The organism is Solibaculum intestinale, from assembly GCF_040096205.1.
GTDB lineage: Bacteria > Bacillota > Clostridia > Oscillospirales > Acutalibacteraceae > Solibaculum_A > Solibaculum_A intestinale.
This window is the reverse complement of sequence record NZ_JBBMFD010000002.1, coordinates 1-14,725: the sequence shown is the minus strand read 5'-3', so window position 1 is coordinate 14,725 and position 14,725 is coordinate 1. Positions and strand designations below refer to the sequence as shown.

General features: G+C 56.0%; 26 protein-coding genes and 3 tRNA genes. 4 read left to right on the top strand and 25 right to left on the bottom strand.

Annotated elements, in window-relative coordinates; genetic code table 11:
• Positions 1–35: 35 nt before the first annotated feature.
• The 22 genes from secY to rpsJ all read right to left on the bottom strand — a co-directional run bounded on the left by secY (position 36) and on the right by rpsJ (position 10,511).
• The gene (gene secY, locus WMO26_RS02280) at positions 36–1,340 is read right to left on the bottom strand and encodes a preprotein translocase subunit SecY (protein WP_349217914.1); all 1,305 of its coding nucleotides are present in this window, start codon (positions 1,338–1,340) and stop codon (positions 36–38) included.
• Position 1,341: 1 nt separating this feature from the next.
• Positions 1,342–1,782 (bottom strand): 50S ribosomal protein L15, encoded by a 441-nt coding sequence (gene rplO, locus WMO26_RS02275; protein WP_349217913.1) that lies wholly within the window; start codon positions 1,780–1,782, stop codon positions 1,342–1,344.
• 18 nt (positions 1,783–1,800) lie between these two features.
• Entirely contained in the window at positions 1,801–1,974 is a 174-nt protein-coding gene (gene rpmD, locus WMO26_RS02270; protein ID WP_349217912.1) for a 50S ribosomal protein L30, read from the bottom strand.
• A gap of 14 nt (positions 1,975–1,988) precedes the next feature.
• On the bottom strand, positions 1,989–2,489 hold the full coding sequence (gene rpsE, locus WMO26_RS02265; RefSeq protein ID WP_349217911.1) for a 30S ribosomal protein S5: 501 nt from the start codon (positions 2,487–2,489) through the stop codon (positions 1,989–1,991).
• A 17-nt stretch (positions 2,490–2,506) separates the two neighbouring features.
• Positions 2,507–2,866: a 50S ribosomal protein L18 gene (gene rplR / locus WMO26_RS02260; RefSeq protein WP_349217910.1), complete on the bottom strand. Its 360-nt coding sequence runs from the start codon at positions 2,864–2,866 to the stop codon at positions 2,507–2,509.
• A gap of 13 nt (positions 2,867–2,879) precedes the next feature.
• Positions 2,880–3,428, bottom strand: a complete 549-nt coding sequence (gene rplF, locus WMO26_RS02255) for a 50S ribosomal protein L6 (RefSeq protein WP_349217909.1) — start codon at positions 3,426–3,428, stop codon at positions 2,880–2,882.
• A 14-nt stretch (positions 3,429–3,442) separates the two neighbouring features.
• A complete protein-coding gene (gene rpsH, locus WMO26_RS02250; protein ID WP_349217908.1) occupies positions 3,443–3,841 on the bottom strand; it encodes a 30S ribosomal protein S8 in 399 nt (132 codons plus the stop codon).
• Positions 3,842–3,865: 24 nt separating this feature from the next.
• The gene (locus WMO26_RS02245) at positions 3,866–4,051 is read right to left on the bottom strand and encodes a type Z 30S ribosomal protein S14 (protein ID WP_349217907.1); all 186 of its coding nucleotides are present in this window, start codon (positions 4,049–4,051) and stop codon (positions 3,866–3,868) included.
• 14 nt (positions 4,052–4,065) lie between these two features.
• A complete protein-coding gene (gene rplE, locus WMO26_RS02240) occupies positions 4,066–4,605 on the bottom strand; it encodes a 50S ribosomal protein L5 (protein WP_349217906.1) in 540 nt (179 codons plus the stop codon).
• Between the two features lie 12 nt (positions 4,606–4,617).
• Positions 4,618–4,944, bottom strand: coding sequence for a 50S ribosomal protein L24 (gene rplX, locus WMO26_RS02235; protein WP_349217905.1), 327 nt, complete (start codon positions 4,942–4,944; stop codon positions 4,618–4,620).
• A gap of 13 nt (positions 4,945–4,957) precedes the next feature.
• Positions 4,958–5,326, bottom strand: coding sequence for a 50S ribosomal protein L14 (gene rplN / locus WMO26_RS02230; RefSeq protein ID WP_349217904.1), 369 nt, complete (start codon positions 5,324–5,326; stop codon positions 4,958–4,960).
• A 33-nt stretch (positions 5,327–5,359) separates the two neighbouring features.
• Positions 5,360–5,617 carry a 30S ribosomal protein S17 gene (gene rpsQ, locus WMO26_RS02225; protein ID WP_349217903.1) on the bottom strand — a complete coding sequence of 86 codons (258 nt, stop codon included), beginning with the start codon at positions 5,615–5,617 and terminating at the stop codon, positions 5,360–5,362.
• 19 nt (positions 5,618–5,636) lie between these two features.
• Entirely contained in the window at positions 5,637–5,843 is a 207-nt protein-coding gene (gene rpmC, locus WMO26_RS02220; RefSeq protein WP_349217902.1) for a 50S ribosomal protein L29, read from the bottom strand.
• On the bottom strand, positions 5,843–6,268 hold the full coding sequence (gene rplP / locus WMO26_RS02215) for a 50S ribosomal protein L16 (protein ID WP_349217901.1): 426 nt from the start codon (positions 6,266–6,268) through the stop codon (positions 5,843–5,845). Before rplP ends, rpmC begins: the two co-directional genes overlap by 1 nt.
• Positions 6,268–6,933: a 30S ribosomal protein S3 gene (gene rpsC / locus WMO26_RS02210; RefSeq protein ID WP_349217900.1), complete on the bottom strand. Its 666-nt coding sequence runs from the start codon at positions 6,931–6,933 to the stop codon at positions 6,268–6,270. Before rpsC ends, rplP begins: the two co-directional genes overlap by 1 nt.
• Before the next feature lie 20 nt (positions 6,934–6,953).
• The gene (gene rplV / locus WMO26_RS02205) at positions 6,954–7,289 is read right to left on the bottom strand and encodes a 50S ribosomal protein L22 (protein ID WP_349217899.1); all 336 of its coding nucleotides are present in this window, start codon (positions 7,287–7,289) and stop codon (positions 6,954–6,956) included.
• 24 nt (positions 7,290–7,313) lie between these two features.
• Positions 7,314–7,595, bottom strand: coding sequence for a 30S ribosomal protein S19 (rpsS, locus tag WMO26_RS02200; RefSeq protein ID WP_349217898.1), 282 nt, complete (start codon positions 7,593–7,595; stop codon positions 7,314–7,316).
• A gap of 25 nt (positions 7,596–7,620) precedes the next feature.
• Positions 7,621–8,454, bottom strand: a complete 834-nt coding sequence (gene rplB / locus WMO26_RS02195) for a 50S ribosomal protein L2 (RefSeq protein WP_349217897.1) — start codon at positions 8,452–8,454, stop codon at positions 7,621–7,623.
• A gap of 99 nt (positions 8,455–8,553) precedes the next feature.
• Positions 8,554–8,847, bottom strand: a complete 294-nt coding sequence (rplW, locus tag WMO26_RS02190) for a 50S ribosomal protein L23 (RefSeq protein WP_349217896.1) — start codon at positions 8,845–8,847, stop codon at positions 8,554–8,556.
• Entirely contained in the window at positions 8,847–9,470 is a 624-nt protein-coding gene (gene rplD, locus WMO26_RS02185) for a 50S ribosomal protein L4 (protein ID WP_349217895.1), read from the bottom strand. The genes rplW and rplD overlap by 1 nt, the downstream gene beginning before the upstream one ends.
• Positions 9,471–9,487: 17 nt before the next feature.
• Positions 9,488–10,123 (bottom strand): 50S ribosomal protein L3, encoded by a 636-nt coding sequence (gene rplC / locus WMO26_RS02180; protein WP_349217894.1) that lies wholly within the window; start codon positions 10,121–10,123, stop codon positions 9,488–9,490.
• A gap of 76 nt (positions 10,124–10,199) precedes the next feature.
• A complete protein-coding gene (gene rpsJ / locus WMO26_RS02175; RefSeq protein ID WP_349217893.1) occupies positions 10,200–10,511 on the bottom strand; it encodes a 30S ribosomal protein S10 in 312 nt (103 codons plus the stop codon).
• A 510-nt stretch (positions 10,512–11,021) separates the two neighbouring features.
• Here rpsJ and WMO26_RS02170 point away from each other — a divergent pair.
• Entirely contained in the window at positions 11,022–11,741 is a 720-nt protein-coding gene (locus WMO26_RS02170) for an SGNH/GDSL hydrolase family protein (RefSeq protein WP_349217892.1), read from the top strand.
• 65 nt (positions 11,742–11,806) lie between these two features.
• Here WMO26_RS02170 and WMO26_RS02165 read toward each other — a convergent pair whose 3' ends face one another.
• The 3 genes from WMO26_RS02165 to WMO26_RS02155 all read right to left on the bottom strand — a co-directional run bounded on the left by WMO26_RS02165 (position 11,807) and on the right by WMO26_RS02155 (position 14,157).
• Positions 11,807–11,980, bottom strand: coding sequence for a hypothetical protein (locus WMO26_RS02165; RefSeq protein ID WP_349217891.1), 174 nt, complete (start codon positions 11,978–11,980; stop codon positions 11,807–11,809).
• Between the two features lie 18 nt (positions 11,981–11,998).
• A complete protein-coding gene (locus tag WMO26_RS02160; RefSeq protein ID WP_353963365.1) occupies positions 11,999–13,159 on the bottom strand; it encodes a sodium ion-translocating decarboxylase subunit beta in 1,161 nt (386 codons plus the stop codon).
• A gap of 143 nt (positions 13,160–13,302) precedes the next feature.
• The gene (locus tag WMO26_RS02155; RefSeq protein ID WP_349217890.1) at positions 13,303–14,157 is read right to left on the bottom strand and encodes a patatin-like phospholipase family protein; all 855 of its coding nucleotides are present in this window, start codon (positions 14,155–14,157) and stop codon (positions 13,303–13,305) included.
• A 208-nt stretch (positions 14,158–14,365) separates the two neighbouring features.
• Here WMO26_RS02155 and WMO26_RS02150 point away from each other — a divergent pair.
• The 3 genes from WMO26_RS02150 to WMO26_RS02140 all read left to right on the top strand — a co-directional run bounded on the left by WMO26_RS02150 (position 14,366) and on the right by WMO26_RS02140 (position 14,698).
• Positions 14,366–14,442, top strand: a tRNA-Met gene (locus WMO26_RS02150).
• Between the two features lie 50 nt (positions 14,443–14,492).
• A tRNA-Glu gene (locus WMO26_RS02145) sits at positions 14,493–14,567 on the top strand.
• Positions 14,568–14,621: 54 nt separating this feature from the next.
• Positions 14,622–14,698 (top strand) — tRNA-Val (locus WMO26_RS02140).
• Positions 14,699–14,725: the final 27 nt, after the last annotated feature.

Here is a 14,725-nt window from a genome sequence, read left to right as displayed (position 1 = left end):
AACAGTCCCTAATCCCTAAGCAACGCAAGTTGCTCTTATTCAAGGAAACCCTTGTAGTGGCGCATAAGCATCTGAGACTCGATCTGACGAACGGTCTCGATGGCGACGCCGACCACGATGAGGATGGAAGTACCACCCAGCGACAGGCCGTGAATGCCGGTAACCGCGCCGAAAATGATCGGCAGGATCGCAACCACACCCAAGAAGAGCGCGCCGATGAGGCAGACCTTGGAGATGATCTTCATAATGAAGTCCGAGGTGGGCTTACCGGGACGAATGCCCGGGATCGCGCCGTTGTTCTTCTTGAGATTATTGGCCATTTCAATCGGATTATACTGGATGGAAATATAGAAATAGCTAAAGAAGATAATGAGCAGGAAGTAAAGGACGCCGTAAAGCCAGCCGGTGGTGGAGAAGGCGTCGAAGAAGCCTTTCCAGAACCCTTCCTTCGCCTGCACAAACATCTGAATGGTGGACGGGATGGACAGGAACGAAGAGGCGAAGATGATGGGAAGAACACCGGACATATTGACCTTGATGGGCATATGGGTGGACTGCCCGCCGTAAACCTTGCGCCCGACCACTCTTTTGGCGTACTGAATCGGGATGCGACGTTCCGCATCGGTCATCAGAACGATGAAGGCGATGATCAGGATAAAGATCACCACGATCGCCGGGACAATGAAGAAGTACTGGGTCTGGCCCTCAAAGCCCATCTTGAAGTACTCCACCAGCTGCAGCACCATGGAGGGGCCGCGGGAAACGATACCGGCGAACAGGAGGATGGAAATGCCGTTGCCAATGCCTTTTTCGTTGATCTGCTCGCCCAGCCACATCATCAAAGCAGAACCGGCGGTAAAGGTCAGGATGATGACGATGGCGGTGAATACGCCGTCAAAACCGGAGTTATACTTAACGATGTTGCTGTTGTACAAATAGGCATAGTAGGCGCCGGCTTGGATCAAACCTAGGACAATGGTAGAATAACGCGTGTATTTCGCGATCTTTTTGCGGCCCTCTTCGCCTTCCTTTGCCATACGTTCCAGAGGCGGAATGGCGACGGTGAGCAGCTGAATGATAATGGATGCGTTAATGTACGGGGTGACGGACAGGGCGAAAAGGGTTGCCTTTTCCAGTCCGCCGCCGGAAATGATGTTGAAGTAACCGAGCAGCCCGGTGTCCCCCGTCATGGAACCCATGAGGGTCTTCAGCGCCTCCAGGTCGATAAAGGGAACCGGAATGGCGGCGCCGATCCGGAACACCACGATAACCATCAGGGTATAAAGGATCTTTTTGCGCAGGTCCGCGATCTTCCATGCATTACGGAATGTCTCGAACATGTCAGATCACCTCGGCCTTTCCTCCGGCTGCTTCGATCTTCTGCTTCGCGGATTCCGAGAACTTCGCCGCCTTCACGGTGAGCGCCTTGGTAATCTCGCCATTTCCCAGAATTTTCACGCCGTCGTAGACTTTCTTGATGACGCCGGCGGTTTTGAGAGCCTCGGCATCCACGACGGAGCCGGCCTCAAACGCCTCCAGTGCATCGACGTTGATCGCTGCATATTCCGTTGCAAAGATATTGACAAAGCCTCTCTTCGGGATACGGCGCATCAGGGGCATCTGGCCGCCTTCAAACCCAGCACGCATACCGCGGCCGGCACGCGCCTTCTGACCCTTGTGGCCCTTACCGGCAGTCTTGCCGTTGCCGGAGCCGTGTCCTCTGCCTATACGCTTTACCTCCATATTGGAGCCTTGCGCAGGCGAAAGTTCATGCAGTTTCATTTACTTGCACCTCCTTGCTTACGCTTCGGTTACCTCTATGAGGTGGCTTATTTTTGTGATTTTTCCACAAGTCGCGGCGTTGTCAGGCTGAACGCTTTCGTCGCCGATCTTGTGCAGGCCCAGAGAATTGGCGGTGGCGATCTGATCCTTCTTACTGCCGATGAGGCTCTTGACGAGCTTAATCTTCTTCATTTCAGCCGCCCCCCTTAACCGATAATTTCTTTGACGGGCTTGCCGCGCAGGGCGGCGACCTCGTCAGCATTTCTGAGCAGCTTCAGGCCCGCGATGGTGGCGCTGACCACATTGCAGGGATTGTTCGAACGCAGGGCCTTGGTACGGATGTCCTTAATGCCGACCGACTCGACGACCGCACGCACGGCACCGCCGGCGATAACGCCGGTACCGGGAGCGGCGGGCTTCAGGAGAACCGCGCCCGCGCCGAACTTACCGATAACCTCGTGGGGGATCGTCGTTCCGCGGAGGGAAACCTTGATCAGATTCTTCTTGGCATCCTCGATGCCCTTGCGGATCGCGTCCGGAACTTCACCGGCCTTGCCCAAGCCGTAGCCCACCGTGCCGTTGCCGTCGCCGACCACGACCAGAGCCGCGAACTTGAAGATGCGTCCGCCCTTGACGGTTTTGGATACGCGGTTGATGGAAACCACGCGCTCCACTAATTCCAACTGAGTTGCGTCAATTTTAGCCAAGCCTTTCTCCTCCTTACTTAGAACTTCAGACCGCCCTCACGGGCGCCTTCGGCCAGTTCTTTGACTCGGCCGTGATAGATGTTGCCGCCGCGGTCAAAGACCACTTCCGTGATGCCCTTTTCCGCCGCGCGCTTTGCGATCAGTTTGCCCACTTCCCGGGCAGCCTCTTTGTTTCCGCCGTAACCGTTGAATTCCTTATCCAGAGTGGAAGCGGAAGCCAGGGTCACGCCCTTTACGTCGTCAATCAGCTGGGCGTAGATGTTGGAAAGGGAGCGGAATACATTCAGGCGCGGACGTGCAGCAGTGCCCGAAATCTTGCCGCGCACACGGGTGTGGCGGTTGAGCCTTGCCTTGTTGCTGTCAACCTTAGTTACCATAATGTTTCACTCCTTACTTCTTGCCGCCCTTACCGGCCTTGCCTTCCTTGCGGCGGATGACCTCGTCGACGTACTTAATGCCCTTGCCCTTGTAAGGCTCCGGCGGACGCTTCTCGCGGACTTCTGCTGCAAACTGGCCGACCTTCTGCTTGTCGGGGCCGAGAATGACAATCTTATTGGGAGTCGGGGCCTCGATGGTGATGCCGTCGATCTCCGGGACAATAACCTGGTGGGAATATCCTAAGTTCATCACAAGATTCTTGCCCTGCTTCTGTACACGGTAACCCACGCCGTTGACGTCCAGCTCCTTCTTGAAGCCGTTGGTCACGCCCTCGACCATGTTGGCCACGAGGGTACGAGTCAGGCCGTGCAGAGAACGGTGCTCTTTGTCGTCCGACGGACGGGTCACTGTGATCACACCTGCGTCAACCGCCACCTGCATATCCGGATGCAGGCTCTGGGTCAAAGTCCCCTTGGGGCCTTTGACGGTAATAACGGTGCCATCCAGCTTTACGTCTACACCGGCAGGAATCGTGATGGGCTTTCTTCCTATACGAGACATTTCCTAAGCCCTCCTTACCAAATAAAGGCGAGAACTTCGCCGCCAATGTTCTCCTTGCGTGCACGACGGTCGGTCATGACACCCTTGGAGGTGGACATAATCGCTATTCCGAGGCCCTTCATGACGCGGGGCATATCTTCACAGCTTGTATAAATGCGCAGGCCGGGCTTGGAAACCCGACGCAGGCCGGTAATGGCGGGGGTCTTGTCGGGGGCATATTTCAGGTTGATCTTGATGATGCCCTGCTTGCCGTCGTCCACTACCTGGAAATTCCGGATGTAGCCTTCGTCGAGAAGAATCTGCGCAATGGCTTTCTTCATATTCGACGCGGGCACGTTCACGGAATCATGCTTGGCGCTCGTTGCGTTGCGGATTCTGGTGAGCATATCCGCAATGGTATCGGTGATCTGCATGCCGTTTCCTCCTTTGCTGTAGCTTTACCAGCTTGCCTTCTTTACGCCCGGGATCTCGCCCTTATGGGCAAGCTCGCGGAAGCAGATACGGCAGATGCCAAATTTGCGAAGATAAGCGTGGGGTCTGCCGCAGATTTTGCAGCGGTTGTAGCCACGGGAGCTGAATTTAGGCTCTCTTTTTTGCCGGACCTTCATGGATGTTTTCGCCATTTTTCATTCCTCCCTTACTTCGCAAACGGGGCGCCCATGAGCGTCAACAGCTCTCTGGCTTCCTCGTCGGTGTTCGCGGTGGTGACAAAGCAAATGTCCATGCCGCGGACCTTGTCGATCTTATCGTAGTCGATCTCGGGGAATATGAGCTGCTCCTTGACACCCATGCTGTAATTGCCACGGCCGTCAAAGGAATTGGGGTTGATGCCGCGGAAGTCGCGCACCCGGGGCAGCGCCACCGAGAACAGGCGGTCGACGAACTCATACATCCGATCGCCGCGCAGGGTAACCTTTACGCCGATGGGCATGCCTTCGCGCAGCTTAAAGTTCGCGACGGATTTCTTCGCTTTGGTGGGGACGGCCTTCTGGCCGGTGATCGCGGTAATGTCGCTGATAATAGCGTCGATGACCTTGGAGTTCTCCTTGGCCTCGCCTGCGCCCACGTTGATGACGACCTTGTTGAGCTGCGGAATCTGCATGCAGCTCTTGTAGCCGAATTTCTTCATGAGAGCGGGAGCGACATCGCTTTTATAAAAATCCTTGAGTCGAGCCATGTCTTATCCTCCTTAAAAGGTCTCGCCGCAGTCTTTGTGTTTGCATACCCGCTCCTTGGTGCCGTCGCCGTACACCTTGGTTGCTACGCGGGTGGGCTTGCCGCACTTGGGGCAGACAAGCATAACCTTGCTGGCGTAGAGCGCGCCTTCGGCTTTCACAATGCCGCCGGGATCGCCCATCTTGCGGGGCTTGACGTGCTTGGTGACCATGTGGATGCCTTCCACGATGACCTTGCCCTCCTTGGGGCTGACCTCAAGCACTTTTCCCTTCCTGCCCTTGCTGGTGCCGCTGATTACCATGACGGTGTCGCCCTTTTTGACGTGTAATTTGTTGTTCATCTGCGCACCTCCATTAGAGCACCTCAGGGGCAAGGCTGAGGATCTTCAAATAATCCTTTTCGCGAAGCTCTCTGGCCACCGGGCCAAAGATACGCGTGCCCCTCGGGTTCTTATCCTCTCTGATGATAACGGCTGCGTTTTCGTCGAAGCGGATGTATGAGCCATCCTCACGGCGAAGGCCGCTGGCGGTACGAACGACCACCGCTTTGACCACTTCGCCCTTTTTCACTACGCCGCCGGGTGTTGCCTTTTTGACCGAAGCGACGATCACGTCGCCGATGTTTGCATATCTCCTACCGGAGCCGCCCAACACGCGAATGCACATAAGCTCCTTCGCGCCTGTGTTGTCGGCCACCTTGAGGAATGTCTGCTGCTGAATCATTCAGGTGTTCCTCCTTTCAACAAGCGTGATTGCTTATTTTGCCTTCTCCAGGATCTCGACCAGACGCCATCTCTTGTCCTTGGAAAGGGGGCGGGTCTCCATTACAAGCACGCGGTCGCCGACGTTGCACGCATTCTTTTCGTCATGCGCCTTCAGATGAACCGTGCGCTTGATGATCTTCTTATAAAGAGGATGCTTGACATTGTCCTGAATCGCTACGACGATGGTCTTATCCATCTTGTTGCTGATGACTTTGCCTACATTCGTCTTTCTGAGGTTGCGTTCTTCCACAGCTTACTCCTCCCTTCCCTTATGCGCCCTGCGCTTCTTTGAGCTCAAGCTCCCGCAGAACCGTCTTGACCCGGGCAATGTCCTTCTTGACGGCATTGATGCGCATGGGATTGTCGAGCTGGTTGATCGCGTTCTGGAATCGCAGGTTGAAAAGCTCCTCTTTCAAATCCTTGAGCTTCGTGTTGAGCTCGGCAGCGGTCAATTCTCTGATGTCTTTGGCCTTCATTACTGCTCACCACCCGTTTCTTCCTTGGCAATAAACTTGCACTTGATGGGCAGCTTGTTGGCTGCCAGTCTCATAGCCTCGCGGGCAATCTCCTCAGAGACACCAGCGATTTCGAACATGACCCGGCCGGGCTTAACCACTGCCACCCAGTACTCGGGGGAGCCTTTACCGGAACCCATTCGGGTTTCCGCCGGCTTCTCGGTGATGGGCTTATCCGGGAAAATTTTGATCCAAACCTGGCCGCCGCGCTTGATGTAACGGGTCATGGCGACACGGGCGGCTTCAATCTGATTGCTGGAAATCCAGGCGGGCTCCAAGGCCTGCAGGCCGAAATCACCATAGGTAACGGTGTTGCCGCGCATGGCCTTACCGGTAAGGCGGCCTCTCTGGACTCTGCGGTATTTGACTCTCTTGGGTAACAGCATTATCTGCGGCCTCCTTCCTTACGGGACGGGCGGGCATCCTGCAGAACCTCGCCTTTGTACAGCCACACTTTCACGCCGATGCGGCCGTAAGTGGTATTTGCTTCGGCAAAGCCGTAGTCGATGTCCGCGCGGATGGTCTGCAGCGGAATGGTGCCCTCGTGATAATGCTCACTGCGGGCGATTTCCGCGCCGCCCAGACGACCGGACACGTTGATCTTGATTCCCTTCGCACCCATGCGCATGGCGCGGCCGATGGACTGCTTCATGGCGCGGCGGAAGGAAATACGCTTCTCCAGCTGGGCTGCGATGTTTTCCGCCACCAGCTGGGCGTTCAAATCGGGGTTCTTCACCTCGACGATGTTGATGGAAACCGGTTTCTTCAGCATGGCTTCGCACTGCAGGCGCAGCTTCTCGATTTCCGAACCGCCTTTGCCGATCACCATGCCGGGCTTCGCACAATGGATGTGAAGCACAACGCGAGCGGAATTGCGCTCGATCTCGATCTTCGGGACGCCTGCGGCGTAGAGCTGCTTCTTAAGCGTCTTTCTGAGATTGTAATCCTCGACCAGCGTGTCGCCGAAATCCTTGTCGCCCACATACCAGCGGGAATCCCAGTCCTTGATGACGCCCACGCGCAAACCGTGGGGATGAATTTTCTGGCCCATAAACTAACCTCCTTTGACGCTTATTCCGCTTCCCTGAGCACGAGGGTCACGTGGGATGTCTTCTTCTGAATCTGAAAGCCACGTCCGTGCGGACCGGGACGCAGGCGCTTGAGGATCGGGCCGGGGCACACATAGCACTCGGCGATGTAGAGCCTCGAAACGTCCATATGATGGTTGTTCTCCGCATTCGCAACGGCCGACTTGAGCAGCTTCTCGAGATACTCGCAGGCGGCCTTGGGGGTATATTTCAGAATGGCCGCGGCGGTTTCTGCGTCCTTACCGCGGATCAAGTCCAAAACAATTTTCACCTTGCGGGGTGAAATACGGGCATATTTCAGGTTTGCCCTTGCTTCCATACCGTACACTCCTTTCGGCCGCTATTACTTGCCGTTATTGGACGTCTTGGAGCCAGCATGGCCCTTGAAGGTCCGTGTTGGCGCGAACTCGCCCAGCTTATGGCCAACCATATCTTCGGTCACATAGACCGGAACATGCTTTCTGCCGTCGTGAACAGCAAAGGTGTGGCCGACAAAATCCGGGAAAATGGTGGAAGAGCGGCTCCAGGTCTTCAGGATGCGCTTCTCGCCATTTTTGTTCATTTCTTCAACCCTCTTGAGCAGCACCGGCTGCACGTAAGGGCCTTTCTTCACGCTTCTACCCATGAGTTCTTAGTCTCCTTTCCACACCTTACTTGCCGCCGCGACGTTTGACGATCATCTTGTCGGAGCGGTTGTGCTTCGCGCGGGTCTTGTAACCAAGGGCAGGCTTACCCCACGGGGTAACCGGGCCGGGACGGCCCACCGGGGACTTGCCTTCACCACCGCCGTGCGGATGGTCGCAGGGGTTCATGACGGAACCGCGCACCGTCGGACGCCAGCCCATGTGACGCTTGCGGCCGGCCTTACCAACCTTGACGTTCTCATGGTCCACGTTTCCGACCTGGCCGATGGTGGCCATGCACTGAACGGATACGTTGCGAAGCTCACCGGAGGGCAGACGAAGGAGCGCGTAAGCGCCTTCCTTTGCCATCAGCTGGGCCATGTTGCCGGCCGAGCGGGCAAGCTGCGCACCCTTGCCGGGATAAAGCTCCACGTTGTGGACAAAGGTACCAACCGGGATATTGACCAGGGGCAGGGCGTTGCCGGGCTTAATGTCCGCAGACGCGCCGGAAACCACCGTGTCGCCCACCTTCAGGCCGTTGGCCGCGATGATGTAGCGCTTTTCGCCGTCCTCGTACTGCACCAGCGCAATGTGAGCGGAACGGTTGGGATCGTACTCAATGGTGAGAACGGTCGCCGGCATGTCCAGCTTATTGCGCTTGAAGTCGATGATGCGGTACTTGCGGCGGTTGCCGCCGCCGCGATGGCGGACGGTGATACGGCCGTAGCTGTTGCGGCCGGAGGTATTCTTCAGGGGAGCCAGCAGGCTCTTTTCAGGGCTGACCTTGGAAAGGCCGGCATAATCGGTAACCGACATGTTGCGTCTGGCATTGGTCGTCGGCTTAAAAACCTTGATAGACATGTTGGAATCTCACACTCCTCATATTGGCTTTGCGGGGCTGTCTGTTCCCCATACGTTGCCGGTTCGCAGGTAAAAAAGCCTGCGTCAAACCATCGAAATTTAGAACATACCCTCAAAGAAGGAAATCGGCTTGGAATTCTTCTTGAGCGTGACGATGGCCTTTTTCCATGAGGGGGTGTAGCCCTCGAAACGGCCCTGCCGTCTCATCTTGCCGCGGACATTGATGGTGTTGACCTTGGCGACCTTCACATCGAAGACGCTCTCCACGGCCTTGGCAATTTCGATTTTATTGGCGTCCTTCGCCACTGCGAAGGTGTACCGCATGTTGGGGATGCCCGCCATGCTCTTTTCGGTGATGATGGGGCGGATTACGATATCATGCGCGTTTGTCATTACGCATACACCTCCTCGAGCTGCGTTACGGCGCCCTTGGCGACAATCAGCTTGTCGCAGTTGAGAATGTCGTAAACGTTGAGGGTATTGACCAGAGCGGTCTTGACGCCCGGGATGTTGCGGGCGGACTTGATGACTTTTTCATCCTTTTCCGGCATGACGATCAGAGCCTTCTTGCCGGCTTCCAGCTTGGAAAGCATGTCAACGACGGTTTTCGTCTTGATTTCTTCCAGAGCGATGGAATCCACCACCACAAGCTCATTGTCCTGCACCTTGGAAGAGAATGCGGACTTCATGGCCAGGCGGCGGACCTTCTTATTCATGTTCAGGCGGTAGTCACGGGGCTTGGGAGCAAAAACGATACCGCCGTGTCTCCACTGGGGAGCGCGGGTGGAACCCTGACGCGCGCGGCCGGTGCCCTTCTGTCTCCACGGCTTTTTGCCGCCGCCGGAAACCTCGGCGCGGGTCAGCGCCGACTGGGTGCCCTGACGCTGGTTGGCCAGGTAATTGACCACAGCCAGATGCATCACGTGCTTATTGGGCTCGATTCCGAAAACGCCTTCGGAAAGCTCCATCTCGCCGACAGACTTGCCTGCCATATCGAATACTGAAACCTTAGGCATTGTGTTTCCTCCTTCCCTTACGCGTTCTTCACGCTGTCGCGGATGACGACGATTCCGCCCTTGGGGCCGGGAATCGCGCCCTTGATGGCGATGAGGTTGTTTTCCGCATCCACCTTCACGACATCGAGATTCTGAACGGTGACTCGCTCGGCGCCCAGATGGCCCGGGAGTTTCTTGCCCTTGAACACGCGGGACGGGGAGCTACATGCGCCGTTGGAGCCAGCGTGGCGGGCGACAGGGCCGGTACCGTGGGATTCCTTCAGGCGATGGAAGTTCCAGCGCTTGATGGTGCCCGCATAGCCCTTACCTTTGGAAATACCGGTGACGTCGATGTGATCGCCGGCCGCAAATACGTCCGCTTTCACAATATCGCCGATGTTCATGTCGTCAGCGCTGTCGAACCTAAATTCGCGCAGGTGACGCTTGGGCGCCACGTCCGCCTTGCCGAAATGGCCTTTGAGCGGCTTGGTGACGTTTTTGTCCTTCATGTCGCCGTAGCCGAGCTGGACTGCGACATAGCCGTCGTTTTCGACGGTCTTCTTCTGGACCACTGCGCACGGGCCGGCCTCCACGACGGTGACGGGAACTACGTTGCCCTTCTCGTCGAAGACCTGCGTCATGCCCAGCTTCTTGCCGATGATACCTTTTTGCATGGTATGATCCTCCTTCGGTTATTGGTCGGGGGAACCCGACGTGACCTCGTCCGTGCGAATCGGCGGATTCAGTGGGTTAAAGCTGAATCTCGATTTCGACGCCGGCGGGGAGTTCAAGGCCGGTTAAAGCCTCAACTGTCTTGTTGCTGGGTCTGAGAATGTCGATCAAGCGCTTGTGGGTACGCATCTCGAACTGCTCACGGCTGTCCTTGTACTTATGGACCGCGCGCAGGATGGTCACCACCTGCTTGTCAGTGGGGAGCGGCACAGGGCCGGAGACCCGAGCGCCGGTGCGTTTTGCGGTTTCGACAATCTTCTCCGCCGACTGATCGACGAGCTGATGATCGTAACCCTTGAGCCTGATTCTGATTTTTTCCTTGACTGCCACGGAAAGTCGCCTCCTTTTACTAGTTGGCGGGCGGCGTTAAAAACGTTCTACGCCTCCGGGTGTTTCGTCCCCGGACATTGAAAAAGCCGGACAAACTGCGCGCAGTTTTATCCGGGGTTCCGTCTTGTAACGTCATAAGGGCACAAACGCCGCGGGAAAACCGCGCCGCTTCAAAACAGTGCCGTATCATTTCGCCCGGTTTAAAATCGGACATACTCCGCGGAAAAAACCGGCCTACCGGCCGCAACCTCCCGCATCATCGCATATCTGTGCAGTCACGCTCGATTATAATACCATAATTCAGGGGGGAATGCAAGAAAAAAATTCGGCATTTCGCGAAAATTTTTCGGAGAAAATTTAGGCATTCGTCACATATTCCGTTGGGAGTTGTTTTATACTAATTATAAAGGAAATCATGTCGGATTGTAAGACAAAATTCCGCTTGCCCAAACGAAAGCAGACTTTTATAATAAAGGAAAGCATCACCCGTCTGTAAAAGGAGAAACGCTTATGAACGTGGTACGGCGCATCCAGATCTACGGAGACTCCATTATGAAAGGAATCCTCCTCGACCACAAGAGCAGCCGCTATTATCCTCAGCCGCCCACCAACCTAAATGCTTTTAAAGAGGAATTTGCGCTGGACATTCTCAATAAATCCAAGTTCGGCTGCACCATCGGCAAGGGTTGCCAGCAGCTTTGCCGCCAGCTGGAACGCGGACTCGACTGCGACATGGTGCTTTTGGAATACGGCGGCAACGACTGCGACTATGACTGGGACAAGGTTTCCGCCGCGCCTGAGGCGGACCACCAGCCTCATACGCCCCTGAAAGAGTTTGTCGCTACCTACCGGCGGATGCTCACAACGCTAAAGGATCACGCCATCCAGCCCATCCTCATGTCCCTTCCCCCCATTGACGCGGAGAAATACCTCAGCTGGATCACACGCGCGGGACTAAACCGGGAGAATATTCTCAAATGGCTGGGAGACACCCAGATGATTTACCGGTTCCAGGAGCTTTATTCCCATACCATTATGATGCTGGCCTACGAGACGAAGAGCCTGTTTGTGGACGTGCGGGCCGCCTTCTTAGACAAACACAATTATAAAGACCTTCTTTGCGACGACGGCATTCATCCCAATGAAGAGGGGCACCAGCTCATCAAGCAGGTGTTCTCCCAGTTTGCCGACGCTTATTTAAACGGCCGGACCCAGATCGTGCTGGGGTAAGCTCTCCCGATGGAAACCGCCCGGCAGCCGGTTGGCGGCGGGGCGGTTTTTTCTTTGTCTCGTTCTTATTTGGACGACGGCCCGCCGCCCTTTTCCTTCGGTTTGGTCACCGCGTTCAAAACGGCGATGATCGCCATAATCAGCGCCATGACCACCAGGATGCCCAGCATCCCCAAACCCATCAGTTTTAATGAATTCCAGAAATCCGCCATATCAATGACCCAAAGCAATTGCGGCATCGTACTCCATCCCCTCTCTTACAACATGCCCGGTACCAGCGCCAAAATAATACCGCCGGCGATAACCGAACCGATCTGACCGGATACGTTGGCGCCCACCGCGTGCATCAATAGGTGGTTTTGGTTGTCTTCCTTGAGCGCCATCTTCTGCACCACCCGGGCGGACATGGGAAAGGCCGAAATGCCCGCCGCGCCGATCATGGGATTGATCTTTTTGTCCTTCTTTAAGAACAGGTTCATAAACTTGGCGAAAAGGACACCGCCGATGGTGTCGATCATAAAGGCCACCAGGCCCAGCACCAAAATTATCAGGGTTTCGATGGTCACGAAGTTTTCCGCCGTCATCTTGAAGGCGATGGTGATCCCTAAGAAAATCGTGATTAAGTTAGCGAGGACGCTTTGAGCGGTCTGGGCGAGGCTGTCAAGCCGCAGGCACTCCCGCAGGAGGTTGCCGAACATCAAAAGCCCCACCAGCCCTACCGATGCGGGTGCAATCAGGCCGGCCACCACCGTTACCAGGATCGGGAACAAGATCCGCGTGGTCCGGGAAACCGACTTGGGATTATAGGGCATACGGATGCACCGTTCCTTCTTGGTCGTCACCAGTTTGATGCAGAAGGGCTGGATGATGGGGACCAGTGCCATGTAGGAATAGGCGGCCACCGCGATGGCTCCCAGGTAATTGCTCTTAAAGATGTTGGCCACCAGAATGGAGGTGGGGCCGTCCGCCGCGCCGATGATGCCGATGGATGCGGCGTCGCGCAGGTCAAACCCGAACACCACTGCCAGCATGACGGTGAAGAAAATGCCGAACTGGGCGGCGCCGCCGAACAGCATGACTTTGGGATTGCTCAAAAGCGGGCCAAAGTCGATCATGGCCCCAATGCCCACAAAAAGCAGGAGCGGCAGGGCCTCCGACGCCTCGATCCCCACCTCGTAAAGCCACTGGACGATGCCTTTGACCTCGCCCACGCCCGCCATGGTCTGGTCGAGCACGCCAGACAGCGGGAGATTCACCAGAATCGCCCCGAAGCCCATGGGCATCAGCAGCGCCGGTTCAAAGTTTTTCGCCAGCGCCAGGTAGATCAGCAGCGCGCCGATAACGTACATCACCACCTGCTGCCAGCCGATGGAAAGAATGCCGTTCCATAAAAAGTCAAAGCTTTGCAGCCATTCCAATGTTCCTACCCCATTTCCGTTTGACCCGGCGGTTTTGCCGGTGCGTTTTTTCTTTCCCCCCTTGCGAAAGGAGGCGGTATTCTATTAGTATGGACGGGAACTCCCGGTTCTATTTGAACCCCGCCAGCAAAGAAGGACAAAGATTAGACGCCCCGGGACAGGAGCGCCCGGACCTCTTTGAGTTTTGCCTCTCCGTCAGCATAACCCCGGTCAGCTAGGTCGTTTAGCACCTTAGGGTCCTTTTCATAGGTGCTCACCATCAGAGAGGCGGGCGGCTGGATAACCACCGCCTTGCCCTCTTTCTCCAGCCTGCGGCAGAGCCGTACCTGGTCGTTGTAAATCCCGTTGGAACGGGAAAGGGCCTCCACCAGCTTTGGGAATCGGCCGTAGACCGACTTAATCATGCCCAACGGATAGCCGATCTTTTTCTCATGGCTGAAATGCTTTGTGAGTACGATGACGTTGAGGGCATTGCCGTCCTCCATGGATTTCTCCACCGGGATGGGGCAGACGCAGGCCCCGTCGAGAAGCGGACGGCCTTCGTACTCCACCACCTTGGACACGAATGGCACCGAGCAGGAGGCGGCCAGCACATCGGTACGGCCGGGGCCGATGTGTTCCTTCCCGTACCAGACTTCTTCGCCGGTGGCGCAGTCGGTGGCGCCTGCCAGCATGGTAACGGGAGAACGGTGCAGTCCGTCGTAATCAATGAGCGCATGTTCGGCGGCGATCTGGTTAAAAATAAAGTCATAGCCGAACAGCGAACCGGTAATCATCATGTTCTGCACGCTCAAGAGGCGGGGGTCCTGGCAATAGTCCACCAGCACCCGGCGGGTGCGCCCCGGCTGCCCTGACACAAAAGCGGTGGCATTAAGCGCGCCGGCAGAAACCCCGATGACGTAGGGAAAGGCAATCTGGCGATCGGTAAAGGCCTCCAGCACGCCGGCGGTATATGCGCCGCGCATGCCTCCTCCCTCTAAAACCAAGCCCACAGGCATACGGCATCCTCCTTGCAATTTCATTCAGGCGATATCTAAAATTATACACGATCCTGGTGCAAAAGCAATCAAAAAAGAGCCGCATAAAGCGTTTGCATTGGGATAAATGCCGGGGAATTGAAAAAAACAAAGAAATTTGGAAATTCTCTTGACAAAGCGCAACCAAGCATATTATAATGTTACTCGCCCCTTACGGGGACATGCATTCGGCGGCATAGCTCAGTTGGCTAGAGCATGCGGTTCATACCCGCAGTGTCGTTGGTTCAACTCCAACTGCCGCTACCATAATACGGACTTTTCCCCAGATCAGTCGAGTAAAAGTCCGTATTTTATTTGGCGCGTTGGTCAAGCGGTTAAGACACGGCCCTTTCACGGCTGTAACAGGGGTTCGATTCCCCTACGCGTCACCAGATTTGCGTTAGGCCGGCTGTTTCCGGCCGGCCTTCGCTGATCTTCTTTCCTTTGGACGCATAGCTCAGCTGGTTAGAGCGCCTGCTTCACACGCAGGAGGTCAGCGGTTCGAGTCCGTTTGCGTCCACCAAAAGGCCGCGCACCGTAGGGAGATCGG

Coding starts and splice junctions, on each gene's coding strand:
- rplC (WP_349217894.1), bottom strand. CDS start 10,123: ATGCAAAAAGGTATCATCGGCAAGAAGCTGGGCATGACGCAGGTCTTC.
- rplV (WP_349217899.1), bottom strand. CDS start 7,289: ATGGAAGCAAGGGCAAACCTGAAATATGCCCGTATTTCACCCCGCAAG.
- rplF (WP_349217909.1), bottom strand. CDS start 3,428: ATGTCTCGTATAGGAAGAAAGCCCATCACGATTCCTGCCGGTGTAGAC.
- WMO26_RS02170 (WP_349217892.1), top strand. CDS start 11,022: ATGAACGTGGTACGGCGCATCCAGATCTACGGAGACTCCATTATGAAA.
- rpsH (WP_349217908.1), bottom strand. CDS start 3,841: ATGCAGATCACCGATACCATTGCGGATATGCTCACCAGAATCCGCAAC.
- rplB (WP_349217897.1), bottom strand. CDS start 8,454: ATGTCTATCAAGGTTTTTAAGCCGACGACCAATGCCAGACGCAACATG.
- rpsS (WP_349217898.1), bottom strand. CDS start 7,595: ATGGGTAGAAGCGTGAAGAAAGGCCCTTACGTGCAGCCGGTGCTGCTC.
- secY (WP_349217914.1), bottom strand. CDS start 1,340: ATGTTCGAGACATTCCGTAATGCATGGAAGATCGCGGACCTGCGCAAA.
- rpmC (WP_349217902.1), bottom strand. CDS start 5,843: ATGAAGGCCAAAGACATCAGAGAATTGACCGCTGCCGAGCTCAACACG.
- rplR (WP_349217910.1), bottom strand. CDS start 2,866: ATGGTAACTAAGGTTGACAGCAACAAGGCAAGGCTCAACCGCCACACC.
- rplE (WP_349217906.1), bottom strand. CDS start 4,605: ATGGCTCGACTCAAGGATTTTTATAAAAGCGATGTCGCTCCCGCTCTC.
- WMO26_RS02165 (WP_349217891.1), bottom strand. CDS start 11,980: ATGCCGCAATTGCTTTGGGTCATTGATATGGCGGATTTCTGGAATTCA.
- rplW (WP_349217896.1), bottom strand. CDS start 8,847: ATGACAAACGCGCATGATATCGTAATCCGCCCCATCATCACCGAAAAG.
- rplD (WP_349217895.1), bottom strand. CDS start 9,470: ATGCCTAAGGTTTCAGTATTCGATATGGCAGGCAAGTCTGTCGGCGAG.
- rpmD (WP_349217912.1), bottom strand. CDS start 1,974: ATGAAGAAGATTAAGCTCGTCAAGAGCCTCATCGGCAGTAAGAAGGAT.
- rplP (WP_349217901.1), bottom strand. CDS start 6,268: ATGCTGTTACCCAAGAGAGTCAAATACCGCAGAGTCCAGAGAGGCCGC.
- rplN (WP_349217904.1), bottom strand. CDS start 5,326: ATGATTCAGCAGCAGACATTCCTCAAGGTGGCCGACAACACAGGCGCG.
- WMO26_RS02155 (WP_349217890.1), bottom strand. CDS start 14,157: ATGCCTGTGGGCTTGGTTTTAGAGGGAGGAGGCATGCGCGGCGCATAT.
- rplO (WP_349217913.1), bottom strand. CDS start 1,782: ATGAAACTGCATGAACTTTCGCCTGCGCAAGGCTCCAATATGGAGGTA.
- WMO26_RS02245 (WP_349217907.1), bottom strand. CDS start 4,051: ATGGCGAAAACATCCATGAAGGTCCGGCAAAAAAGAGAGCCTAAATTC.
- rplX (WP_349217905.1), bottom strand. CDS start 4,944: ATGAACAACAAATTACACGTCAAAAAGGGCGACACCGTCATGGTAATC.
- rpsC (WP_349217900.1), bottom strand. CDS start 6,933: ATGGGCCAGAAAATTCATCCCCACGGTTTGCGCGTGGGCGTCATCAAG.